This window comes from Pararhizobium sp. DWP3-4 (assembly GCF_049898205.1).
Taxonomy (GTDB): domain Bacteria; phylum Pseudomonadota; class Alphaproteobacteria; order Rhizobiales; family Rhizobiaceae; genus Pararhizobium.
Map to the genome: position 1 here is coordinate 17,932 of NZ_JAFCXF010000028.1, position 12,134 is coordinate 30,065.

7 protein-coding genes and 1 pseudogene are annotated in these 12,134 nt (G+C 57.1%); 6 read left to right on the plus strand and 2 right to left on the minus strand.

What is annotated here, in order from left to right; all coding sequences use genetic code 11:
- The first annotated feature begins 296 nt into the window (after nt 1-296).
- The 5 genes from ACP7E6_RS29025 to ACP7E6_RS29045 all read left to right on the plus strand — a co-directional run bounded on the left by ACP7E6_RS29025 (nt 297) and on the right by ACP7E6_RS29045 (nt 6,183).
- Complete coding sequence (locus ACP7E6_RS29025; protein WP_426233593.1) at nt 297-1,286, plus strand: sugar-binding protein; 990 nt, start codon at nt 297-299, stop codon at nt 1,284-1,286.
- Between the two features lie 118 nt (nt 1,287-1,404).
- Nucleotides 1,405-2,379, plus strand: coding sequence for an NAD-dependent epimerase/dehydratase family protein (locus tag ACP7E6_RS29030; RefSeq protein WP_426233595.1), 975 nt, complete (start codon nt 1,405-1,407; stop codon nt 2,377-2,379).
- A 174-nt stretch (nt 2,380-2,553) separates the two neighbouring features.
- The gene (locus ACP7E6_RS29035) at nt 2,554-3,501 is read left to right on the plus strand and encodes a sugar-binding protein (protein WP_426233597.1); all 948 of its coding nucleotides are present in this window, start codon (nt 2,554-2,556) and stop codon (nt 3,499-3,501) included.
- 128 nt (nt 3,502-3,629) lie between these two features.
- Complete coding sequence (locus ACP7E6_RS29040) at nt 3,630-5,144, plus strand: sugar ABC transporter ATP-binding protein (RefSeq protein ID WP_426233599.1); 1,515 nt, start codon at nt 3,630-3,632, stop codon at nt 5,142-5,144.
- Between the two features lie 10 nt (nt 5,145-5,154).
- On the plus strand, nt 5,155-6,183 hold the full coding sequence (locus ACP7E6_RS29045) for an ABC transporter permease (protein WP_426233601.1): 1,029 nt from the start codon (nt 5,155-5,157) through the stop codon (nt 6,181-6,183).
- Between the two features lie 497 nt (nt 6,184-6,680).
- Here the strand turns inward: ACP7E6_RS29045 and ACP7E6_RS29050 are convergent.
- A pseudogene (locus ACP7E6_RS29050) lies at nt 6,681-7,120 on the minus strand (enolase C-terminal domain-like protein); the annotation flags it as partial.
- Between the two features lie 158 nt (nt 7,121-7,278).
- Complete coding sequence (locus ACP7E6_RS29055; protein WP_426233603.1) at nt 7,279-9,450, minus strand: putative bifunctional diguanylate cyclase/phosphodiesterase; 2,172 nt, start codon at nt 9,448-9,450, stop codon at nt 7,279-7,281.
- Nucleotides 9,451-11,370: 1,920 nt separating this feature from the next.
- Between ACP7E6_RS29055 and ACP7E6_RS29060 the strand changes: the two genes are divergently transcribed.
- Nucleotides 11,371-11,568 (plus strand): hypothetical protein, encoded by a 198-nt coding sequence (locus ACP7E6_RS29060; RefSeq protein WP_426233605.1) that lies wholly within the window; start codon nt 11,371-11,373, stop codon nt 11,566-11,568.
- Nucleotides 11,569-12,134 lie beyond the last annotated feature (566 nt).

A 12,134-nucleotide genomic window follows, 5' to 3' on the forward strand; every position in this document is an offset into this window, starting at 1 on the left:
GGCGGCGTGCCGTGACTGCAACAGGCCCGCCCGCTGCATCCCCTCCCCAGCCTGTACGCTGCGCAACTCTTGCTAAATTCTTGCTTGACGGCTCCGCTAATTAAGCGCTGTTATTAGCACATAATATGATCAAATCTGCAACTGAATTGATCGTCTATATTGGTTCGAGCTGACTTCGGTTCGTGCCTCAGATGTGTGTCGCAATGGGAGGAACAGGGCGGCAGACAGTTCTGGTGAGCGCTTGGGCAGACTTTGCCTGGCTTGGCCGGATAACCCCAACGGAGGAGTACACTAATTTGAGGTACGTAAATCAGATAGCGGTCGCTGCCCTTGTTGTCCTGGCAGCCGGCGCAGCAGAGGCGCAGGACAAAAAGACCTTGGCCATCGTCGTAAAGGGACTAGACAATCCCTTTTTCGAGCAGATCAACCTGGGCTGCCAGGACTGGGCGAAGAACAATCCCGATTCGGAATATGAGTGCCTATATACCGGCCCGGCATCCAGCGCCGACGAGGCCGGTCAGGTCCAACTTGTCGACGACCTTATCGCCAAAGGCGTGGCCGCGATCGCCATTTCACCGTCCAACGCAGCGGCCATGGCCAACCGACTCAAGGAAATTGCACCGAAGATGCCGGTTATGACGGTAGATGCGGACCTCTCGGAGGCAGACCGCGCGCTGCGCTCGGCATATCTGGGAACCGACAATTACCTGATGGGCGTGAAGATGGCGGAACAGGCCACGCGGCTGAAGCCGAAAGGCGGTACGGTTTGCCTCCAGTTGGGTAACGTGGCTGCCGACAATATCAACGCCCGTGCAGCCGGCTTCCGCGACACCATCGCCGGCTCCAAGGGGATCGATCGCCTGACAGGGCAAGGCGGCTGGAGCGAAATCCAGGGTTGCCCGGTCTTTACAAACGATCAGATTGATCTCGCCAACCAGCAGATGGCCGACGTCTTCACGTCTAGCCCGGACCTCGACGCCTTTATTCTGATTGGCGGCTGGGCACAGTTCGCGCCGCAAGCCTATGCACAGGTTACGGACCAGGTCATGGACCGTCTGAAAAGCAATGATCTCATCATCGTGGCTGGCGACACCCTGCCCCCGCAGGTGCAGGCCTTCAACGAAGGGCGGAGCCACGCCCAAGTGGGCCAGCGCCCCTTCGAAATGGGGCAACGCTCTCCTGAGGTCATGATCCAACTAATCAAGGGCGAGAAAGTCGAGGACACGATCTACACCGGTCTGGATGTGTGCACACGGGAAGAGCCGGGCTTCTGCACCCCTAAATGAGGTGATTTCGACGCAATCCCGTCATGGCGTTTTGGCGCCATGACGCTCGCATCCGCCGGCAGCGGCTACGAGCCGTACCCTTGATCTGAACGAGCCTTTAGCACTTAGGGGAAGCACATTGAAACTTCTGGTCACGGGACTGACGGGAAAGGTGGGAACCAATTTCCTGCCCGAATTCCTCGTCAACGAAAAATTCTCCGGATGGTCGTTGCGCGCGCTCTGCAACAACCGCGTCATTGACCACTCAGCAGTCGAGATTGTGCGCGGCTCATTGTCGGATCGCCAAGCAGTCTGTGCCGCCCTGGATGGAGTGACCCATGTGTTGCACATGGCTGCGGTCAAGGAATCGCCCGACCTGGCGATCGACGTCGGCGTCAAGGGCATCTTCAACCTGCTTGAGGCCTTCCGGGCGTCGAAAACGGCGATGCAGTTCGTTCTGATCGGCGGCGACTGCTCGGTGGGCCACATTTTCCGTTCCTACGATGCGCCCATTACCGAGAGCTCGGCGCGCCGCGCCTATCCCGGCTGTTACGCACTCACCAAGGTGATCGAGGAAGTCATGCTCGAGCAATACCGCATGCAGTACGGCATCAATGCCTGCTGCCTCCGGGCGCCCTGGATCATGGAGAAAGATGATTTCAAGTATGTGCTGAGCTTTCGTGAGCAGTTCGGCGGACCGGCCTGGAGTGACTTCCTGACGGCGGAGGAAATCGCTCGGCATGCCCGGGCTGGCGCCCTCCCGTTGCTTCGCGATGCGACGGGCGCACCGCTCAAACGCAATTTCATCCATGTTAGCGACCTTGTCGGCGCAATACTTCTGACGCTCGACAATCCAGCCGCCAATGGGGAACTGTTCAATGTCGCGATGGACATCCCGGTGGATTATGCCTGTGTCGCCGCACAACTGAACGCTTCGTACAGCCTGCCGGCCGTAGAGATTTCGACGCCTTTTCACAGCAATTGGCTCGACAACACCAAGGCCCGAATGCTGCTCGGTTGGCGGCCAACCGTTGATCTCAAGCTCCTGATCGAGCGTGCCTGGGCCTATGCCCGGGCGCCCGACGACCCACGCCTTGTCTGGTACCCAGGGTAGGACAGACGACGCAAGCAATATCCGACGCCGGCACCGGGCGATCCGCATGCGGCCGTCCGGGCGACGCCCGAAGCAAAGGATATGTACCGCCCTGCGGCAAATGAATGTTGCCGGGCATTCAGTAACGCCGAGACGCATGGCGCTGCCATGCTCTTGAAATGGGAGGAAAAAACAATGAACTTGAACCTTGCCGTCTCCATCGCCATGGTGGTTTCCGGTCTGGCTGGCCCGGCTTTCGCTCAAGATAAACCCCAGTTGGCTTTTGTCGTGAATGCCGCTTCGGACTTCTGGAAGCTCGCCGAGGCCGGCGTCAAGAAGGCCCAGGCGGAATTGCCGGGCTACGAACTGCAATTCCGTTATCCGGCTCAAGGTACCGCTGCCCTGCAAAACGCCCTGATGGATGACCTTGTCGCTGCCGGCACCGATGCAATCATGATATCGTCGGCCGACCCGAAGAACTCCATCGATGCTTTCAATCGCATTGCAGCACAGGTGCCGCTGTTCACCACCGACAGCGACGCGCCCGCCAGCAAACGCATAGCCTATCTGGGCTCCTCCAACACCTTGGCGGGCGTGCAGGCCGGCGAAATCGCCGTTAAAGCTTTGCCGAAGGGCGGAAAATGCATGGGTTTTGTCGGTTTCCTTGGGGCCGATAACGCTGTCGAGCGCATCGCCGGCTTCCGCAAGGCCGTGGAAGGATCGGGGATCGAACTTGTCGACGTGCGCGGCGATGACGTCGATTTCGCCCGTGCCCGCTCCAATGTCGATGACGTGCTCGCCGCCAATCCGGACATAACCTGCATGGTCGGTTTTTACTCCTACAACCCGCCCAAGATTTACGAGGCGCTTCAGGCTGCAGGCAAGCTCGGCGCGATCACGGTCATCGCCTTCGATGAGGACCCGATCACCCTGGGTGCCGTGCGCGAAGGCAGTTTCGCCGGAACGGTCGTGCAGGATCCCTATCAGTGGGGCTACCAAGGCATGCAACTCATGGCGAAATATCTCGAAGGCGACAAGTCCGGAGTGCCGGCGGATGGCCTCATCATTGTTCCGACCAAAGTCATCGACACGTCCAATGTCGATGCTTTCGAGAAGGAACTCAAGGAGCGCATTGGCGGGTAACTCCTCCCGGTCAGCGCGGCCGCATCGGGCTCGGGCTATTCGCCTGGCCCGGTGCGCACCTGCTACCTGGAAGATTCGGTCAATAGGCCGAAGCATCGCATTTCCGCAAAATCAGATGGCCACCACCCATGACGACGAAAGACGATCGGAAGCGCCCTCTGTTGGTGCTTGAGAACATTTCAAAGGCCTATCCCGGCGTGGTGGCTCTCTCCAATGTGTCCATGTCGGTCATGGCTGGCGAAGTGCTGGCCCTGATTGGAGAAAATGGCGCCGGAAAATCCACGCTGATGAAAATCTTGGGCGGTGTTATCCAGCCGAGCTCTGGCCATATCCTTGTCGATGATGTGCGATACGACCGACTTTCTGTGACTGAATCCCAGTCCGCCGGCATCGCGTTCGTTCATCAGGAACTTAATGTCTTCGACAATCTCGATGTAGCCGCCAACATGTTCCTGGCGCGCGAAAAACGCGCGGGTTGGCTCAGGTTGCTGGATATGAAGACCATGCGTGCCACGGCCGAACCGCTTCTGAGACGCGTCGGGGCCAGGTTCGACCCAGACACACCGGTTGCTGATCTGTCCCTGGCCGAACGGCAATTGCTCGAAATCGCCAAGGCGCTCTCCATCAAGGCGCGCGTCATCATCATGGATGAACCAACGTCGTCCCTCACCCTGTCGGAAACAAAAACACTGATGGGCGTCATTGCGGGTCTCAAGGCCGAGGGCATCGCCGTGATCTATATATCGCATCGCCTGAGCGAGATTGAGGAATGCGCCGATCATGTCTTCGCGCTACGCGACGGCAAGGCAGCCGGAGAACTCGGCAAGTTTGAAATAAGCCATGACGCCATGATCCGCATGATGATCGGACGCGACCTAAATTCGTTGTATACGCCGCCGGCTCGCCCTGCCGGCGCGGCTATCCTGTCTCTGCGGGCTGTCAGAACCCGCGCAAAGCCATGGGCGCTGGTCGACTTCGATGTCCATTACGGGGAAATTCTGGGTGTCGCCGGACTGGTCGGCGCGGGGAGAACGGAACTGGCCGAGGCCATTTTCGGGATTGACGCCATTCTCGAGGGTGAAGTCATGCTGGCGGGCAAGCCGTTCCGGGCGGCTTCGCCGCGGGACGCCATTCAAGCCGGCGTTTATCTTGTACCAGAGGATCGCAAGCGAACCGGCCTCGTGTTGGAAAGCGCGATCTGCGAGAATATTTGCCTTGCCGATCTCAGCACAGTGTCGCGCAACGGTTTCGTTTCGCAGACCCTGGTGAAGGCCCGCGCCGAGGATCAGCGCCTAAAACTCGACATCAGAACCGCCGATGTCATGCGCAATGCTGCCGAACTCTCCGGCGGCAATCAACAAAAGGTCGTGCTGGGCAAATGGCTTTCCATGCGGCCGGCATTGATCATTTTTGACGAGCCTACCCGCGGCATCGATGTCGCTTGCAAGGTTGAGATCTACAAGCTGATGCGCGCTTTGGCGGACGCAGGCGTCGGGGTCATGATGATCTCCAGCGACATGGAAGAAGTGATCGGCGTGTCGGACCGCATCGTCGTGCTGCGGGAAGGGGAAATCGCCGGATCTCTGTCGCGATCGGAGTTCTCCGAACACAATGTGCTCAAGCTCGCTGTCGGCGCAAATTAGGAAAAGACCGATGCAGAAGAAAGACTTCGGACTGGCCGTCCTGATCATAATTGTGGGAGCGGTGGTCTATCTCAGAAATCCGCTGTTCCTCTCACCGATCAATCTGGGCAATACAGCCAATTTGATCGGGCTGTTCGGCCTCTTCGCAATCGGGCAGGGCTTCGTGATCATGACGGGGGGTATCGACCTGTCGGTCGGATCGATGATTGCGCTGCTCGGGGTCCTGTTTGTCGACATGGTGGGAAAGTTCGGCGTGCCGTGGCCGCTGGCAATCCTCGTCATTATCGTCATCGGAACGCTTCTGGGACTGGCGCATGGCCTGTTGATCACCAAACTCAAAATGCAACCCTTCGTGGTGACGCTGTGTGGCCTGCTAATCTACCGCGGGGCTGCGCGCGGCTATACCGGCGAAGCAACTGCCGGCTTTCCCTTTGGAGCGAAATATCCGGCGCTGGAATGGCTGACGATCGGGCGCTCGTTCGGCGTTCCGCACTCCTTCTACGCCATGATCATCATTGGGATCGTCTGTTGGTTCGTGCTTCACCGCTCTGTCTTTGGCCGGCATTTGCAGGCCGTCGGCAAGAATGAGGATGCAGCACGCTACTCGGGCATCCGCACCGGTTTCGTCATCACTGCTGCCTATGTTATCTGCGCTGTGCTGACTGCCATCGCCGCGGTTTACTTCGCTATGTTCACCAGATCGGTTCAGCCCTCGTCGCATGGCAATTTCTACGAACTTTACGCGATCGCTGCGGCCGTCCTCGGGGGCTTCTCGTTGCGTGGCGGAGAGGGCTCGATCATCGGCGTCGTGTTGGGCGCGGTATTGCTTCAAGAGTTGCAGAACCTGGTCAATCTTCTCGGCATACCTTCCTCGCTCAACTTCGCGGTAATGGGAGCGGTGATCCTGTCCGGGGTCCTGGCAGATCAACAGTTCACCCGCTACCGAGAAAAGAGAAGGGCCGCGATCGCGCTCGGCGCGGAGAGTAGAAAAAGCGCGGCTCCTCATCGGCAAAAATCAGAAATTGAGGAGTTTATATAAAGTATTATTCTGCCACATACAAAATAACCATCTTAAGTCTGAACTACTGGATCGAGGTATCCGTTTCCCCGTTCAACCAAGAAAGAAATGCAGCCCGCTAGTTTTGGCCCTTTAATACATAACTGTATTGAGGGTGAGGTTAACAGGCTCACCCGCCTTGAATTGTGTGCTGCCGCGCGCCACCAGCCACCCGTCCGCACGCTCCAGCCGGCTGTCTGCAAACGGACAAACTCAGTACGTTGGAGGTGTCATCCCCGAGCTCCCTCCTATACGGCGCTATCAGGCATTCGGCGGAACGCCGCCGAATGCCTTCCCCATCTAAGACGATCGATCACATGCCATTGTATCCCCCGCCTTGATGGGAATTGAACCGGCGACCCTAAAGGCAACTGTAGCGCAAAATCAGTGGCATTGAACTGATGAACGTGTCGTAGGGCGAAACCGCGATTGTGGAATCGCATTCCGAAAACGTCCTGGCGTTTTAATACGGCATGGTTTCACCAATTGGTGACCGACCCATCGCGCCGTTTTAAATGTGGAGCCTCCCAGAATTCGAAGCTCTGGCGGGCAATCGGTTCCTCATTGACCTCGATCCCCAGGCCGGGCGCATCCGAAACGGGATAATACGCACCTTCGAGCATCGGCTGAACTGGGAAGAACTCGGAATTATCGAAACCGAGATGCGTCTCCGCAGGCGTTGCACGGGTTTCGAGCCAGGAGAAGTTAGGCACTGCGGCGGAAAAGTGGGTCGTCGCTGCGGTGCAGATGGACCGAGCGGATTGTGCGGCATTATGTCGACATAGTGCGTCTCGCTCCAGCCTGCGACCTTCATGGTTTCTGTCAGGCCACCGACATTGCAGACATCCAGACAATTGTACTGATGGATGTCACGCTCGACATAGGGCTGGAATTGCCACTTTTACGCAAATTCCTCGCCGAAAACGGATCGACGTCGGTCCGCGTATTACGTTCAAGAAGCGAAGATGTTCTCGAGATGCTCGTGGCCGGATCAGGGCACAGCCAGTACAATCAGTTGGTGGGCCATGCTGGCCGGTTTCAAAACCGCGTTCGATGATGCTGAGACCAGTCAGCGCATTAACCGTTCTCGCACTTGTGGCCTGCATGCAGAAGTGCCATGACCTCTCCTCGCGCTATTGGGCGAGACATCAGGAACCCCTGGATGTTGTCACATCCCAGCGACTTCAAAGCATCTCTCTGCTCGTTGGTTTCGACCCCTTCGGCCGTTGTCTGTAGCCCTTGCGCCCGTGCCATGTTGATGATTGCTTCAACAACAGCGCAGTTTTGGCCCTCTCGAATACTTCCGATGAACGACTTGTCGATCTTGAGCCTATCCACGGTGACATTCTGCACCCGTGAGAATGAAGAATATCCGGTGCCGAAGTCGTCGATTGCGAACCTCACGCCCGCCGTTCGAAGCATAAGGATGTTACGCTCGGTTTCCTCTTCCGCACTGATAGCCAGGCTTTCCGTGATCTCGATTTCCAGTCGAGAGGGTTCGACCGCCCACTTGGCCAGCGTGGAAAGAACGCGAAGTGGGTAGCCGGGAGAAGCAAGTTCCGCGGCGGAGGCATTCACGGCGACACTTATGGAAGGCAACTCGGCTATCAGGCTACACGCGTCTTCGAGAACGAAGGAGCCAATCTTGTGGATGACGCCTATTTCTTCTGCGAGCGGAATGAACACATCGGGACCAACAGGTCCTAACTCTGGGTGTTGCCACCGCGCCAGTGCCTCGACTGAGCATGGTCCCGAGCTGTCGGCGAAGTAAACCGGCTGGTAAACAACCTCAATCTGCGTCCCCGCTGCCAACGCCGCGCGAAGGTCACGCTCCAGTTTTCGGCGGGTGCGGAGAAGTTCGTCCATATGATCGCCAAACACGGCATACGCATTCCGCCCTGCGGCCTTCGCATGATAAAGCGCAATGTCAGCCTGCCTTGTCAGTTCATCGGCATCGGCGTTCGTACCTGACGCAATCGCTACACCGACGCTCGCTCCAATCGAAACATATACCCCTCCGATCTCAAACGGCTCACGCAGGCATACCACGATCCTCTGTGCGATCGTAACGACTTCGTCGGCTTCGATCCTCTCGAGCAAGGCTGTGAACTCGTCGCCCCCGATCCGCCCAATTAGAGCGTCGGGGAGAATTTCCCTCATTCGTTCTGCAGCGAGAGAAAGCAGTCTGTCACCTGTTGGATGTCCATAGGTATCGTTGACCGCCTTGAACCGGTCTAGATCAATATAGAGCACGCTGCAGCAATCATGAGGCAGTACTTGTTGCAGACGTGCCACCAGCTCACTTTTGAAGTGTGCCCTGTTTGCCAAGCCCGTCAACGGGTCACGCAGCGCCAGATGTTGAAGCTCCTGGCGATTAGAATTGAGCTTGACCGAGCGTCTCCAGATTGCACGGCCAGCAAGGCTGGCGGCAATGAATATCCCAACGACGGAAAGGCCGACGACAGGAAGCGTCGCGTGCAACACGCTCGTTCCCGGCTCAAAAGGATGCCAATTAAAATACCCCATCACCTGACCGGATTTCGAGGTGAGAGCGATTTGCGAGTGGCGCTTGTCGGGGGGCATCGCAGTCGTGAATTGCATCTCCGCGAACTGGTATTCGTTACCTATTTCGGTTGGGAAGTCTCGATCCAGAAACCGTACCGCGACATGCAGGTTCTCCTCGCCCGCCTGCTGCTCGATCTCGCCCGTGTCAGACGTAATAGGTTTGATACTGACCACCGCGGGTCGTTCTCCAACATAGGTCAGATCACTCTCGCCGATTGAGAGGACCCTGTCCGACATGCCTTCCTGGTCTCCAGCGACAAGCCGTTCACGCAGCCGTTTGGCTAGCGGACTATAGGCCAGGTGGAGTTCCTCTGGTGATGCCGAACCGGTTGACTTTGCGATAAACCGGTAGATCGGCAGCCCATCTGCCGAAAGCACGACCGCGGCATCATGGCCGAAGTAGGTGTTCATCCATTGGCCAAGGTTTACGTCAAGCCAATCGTGATTACGCTCCTTCGCCTTTGTGACCGCGTCGTCCCACACGGTGGCGCTCTCTTGATCATGAGCGACCGAAGACTGAATTTTTGAAACGATCAGGGCGACGAGATCCTTCTGCCGCTCCGCGGCAACCTGGTCAGTTCTGGCGGCAGCCCAGTAAAGGGTGCCGAGAAGGATCGCTCCGACCAAGGCCGACACGCTTGCCGGAAGTACCCATTTCAAGAACCATTGTGACTGCTTAAACATGCGCCATCTGCCTTTTCACTGGGCGGAAACGTAGGCGATCCGGGTTAAGTCTGAGGGAATGGACACGGTTAACGTTTCTTTTCTCCTCGTTATTAAGTTAGCGTTCCAGCGCCACGGCGGGCAGTCGACGATTGGGCACCAGCACACACCCTCGACGAACGCACTGTGGAACCTCGTCACCTCCACGTGATTGAGCACATGCCGGATCCAGGCTCCCTTTTGAAGTCCGTTATGCCTTCGATGATGGACGGGATGACCGTCGTGCCAGCCCGTCTCCGACACCATTAACGACTTGCGATACCGACGCCATGTCGGTAGCCCAAGTCGTGTCAGGGCCAGTGCTTATTTGTATGGCGTGTTGCTACGTAAGCTATAACGGCGGTCGACAGGGATGATCTAGAGGAGATCGAAATCGAACTCCACGTGCGGGACAAAACCGGACAGAAAAATCAATGGCACGCCTCACCTTGCGCAACAGGTGGACCGACGCATAGATCGCGACCGACCCTCCCGCGTCCACGCTTGACTCCAATAATCAACTCGTGCGCCGAGTTGCGCCACATGCCCGACATCTGCGGACCTTTCAACGGTGATGCTCGACAGCCATCACGGTCGCCAATGGCGGTCGCGACATTTGTTTTGCCTGTGTCCGGCCCGCGACGTAGGCAAAAGCGAACTACCGCGCGCATCATCAAATAGCCCTGCTGGTAGAGGGTAATGAAATTCGGACGGCGACGCTTATATCTTCCGAACGAACATCATTGCGAGGGATAGATGTCAGCAGAAGTCAGACGACGCGCTGCGGAAAACGCACTTCAACGTGCGCACCAAGCAGGACATGTCATTGAGCAGGACCATAGGTTTCACGCTTGGATCGAAGAGTGGATTTGCGGGCACCTGACGATGCCGGAAGTTGCAATGCGTTACCGCGCCTTGGTCAGCGAACGATCGGCCGCTCGTCGTGCGGGGATATCTCCTCACGCGCCCGAGACACCGCGACAAACACAGAAGGCCACGGGGATTGAAGCTGAACAGCCCTTTGACCTGCAAACTGAGATTAGCCGCCTGATGGCTGAGGATCAGCGAGACCCGTTAGCTTAACCCGGTATCAGACCAATTTTCAAACGTGGCGATTGCCGGCAGACATAATCGGCACGTTGTATGTCGACGTGTGACGATGAGGCGCCTTGGGGAATGCAGTCGCCGCCGGCTTATGTGAAAAACTACCATCCCGGCGTCACTAGTCTCCGCAATTTAAGCTCTCCACATTGGCGCCGATGGCTGGGCCCTACCAGCAAAGGCGTCATTCGGTTCGCATTCTTTGCTGAACCGGATCCAGCTAGGAAAATCGAAGCCGGCTTGTGACGACAGCCTGGTTTGCCGGCAATGAAGACCGACCGCTGATGTTTTTTGCAGGCGTCCGGACGCCCTGGGAGGGCATGCGCAAAGTCAGGGATGGCGCGCAGGAATCCGAACTCTTCGGATTTATGAGACCTCGCCCAACCAAAGTCCTTGAATGCCTCACGCCTCGTGACCGACCTTAACTCACAATGAGCATATCGGAGAACCGAGCATAGCGGTGGCAAAGCCACGGTTCGGGAATTCGCGCATGCAACTTCGGTCCTGGGGCAGCCGCAGGAGATTTAGCATCGCGCCGCCGCACGGCGGAAATCGGGACCGACTGCACCCGGAGTTGCATTCCACATCCCGCCTAACGAGGACGCATGACATCAGTTGCCACCTGCTTTGACGGCCTGACCAGCGAGCGGGCAATATCAATGATGTCGACCCGCCACGCAGTCGGATCTTCCATACTCCAGGCACAACCGGTGGTCGCGATGCATTGAACGTCGTTGGATGTGAGCAGACCTTAACGGGCTTCTGCAACGAAGATCCTGACAATGTCCCATTCAGGTCTTGATGCCCCAACTGATCGACGACATGAACATGCGGCGTTTCTCACGAATGACGCAGCGCAACTATCAGCACGCCATGAAGCCGATCAGCTTCGGTGTTTTCTCTAAGAAAGGCAGGATGCGCGAAGCAACGACGCCTCGCCTGTCGATTGCGATGAACATCGGGAACCGTTCGCGTTCGGCGGCAAGACCGACGACGTAACAGTTCGCCTTGATATAGATCGCGCGGTAAATGCCGCTGCCAGTGATGGCGATGTAGTACGATTGGAACTACATCCATGATGCACTCCTTCCTGAGGCCATCTAATCTGGATTGCAGTAGGTATTGAGAAGAACTCTTATCGCTAGCGATGATACCGTTTCCAAGCTTAGCGCAAGCTTTAAACGATATTGGACCAATCATGCGCTGCCGGACCCTGCATCGCAATCGATCAAAAATGATTTCCTGTCCAAGACGGAAAGGGTTCACCATGCACTCCACTGTGACGTCCAGCCAGTTCCTTGCGCCTGAAGACCTAGCTCTCTTGCAGACCTTTCTGGAGGGATGGTGCGTGGAAAATTTGGTAGACATCAATGACAAGGCGGCTCAGGACGTGGCAGTCGGATTGATCCACTGGTATCAAGACGGCCATTCTGACAAAAGCGGGCTTAGGGTTGAAACCCAATCAACACATTGATCTTGATTGACGATTGTGATTCAATCGCTCCACAAGAGGAGTTTTGGTCATGGCAGGTGAATTCTGGCTTGATGATCGGCAGTGGTCCAAC

Coding starts and splice junctions, on each gene's coding strand:
- ACP7E6_RS29035 (WP_426233597.1), top strand. CDS start 2,554: ATGAACTTGAACCTTGCCGTCTCCATCGCCATGGTGGTTTCCGGTCTG.
- ACP7E6_RS29040 (WP_426233599.1), top strand. CDS start 3,630: ATGACGACGAAAGACGATCGGAAGCGCCCTCTGTTGGTGCTTGAGAAC.
- ACP7E6_RS29045 (WP_426233601.1), top strand. CDS start 5,155: ATGCAGAAGAAAGACTTCGGACTGGCCGTCCTGATCATAATTGTGGGA.
- ACP7E6_RS29055 (WP_426233603.1), bottom strand. CDS start 9,450: ATGTTTAAGCAGTCACAATGGTTCTTGAAATGGGTACTTCCGGCAAGC.
- ACP7E6_RS29060 (WP_426233605.1), top strand. CDS start 11,371: ATGCCCCAACTGATCGACGACATGAACATGCGGCGTTTCTCACGAATG.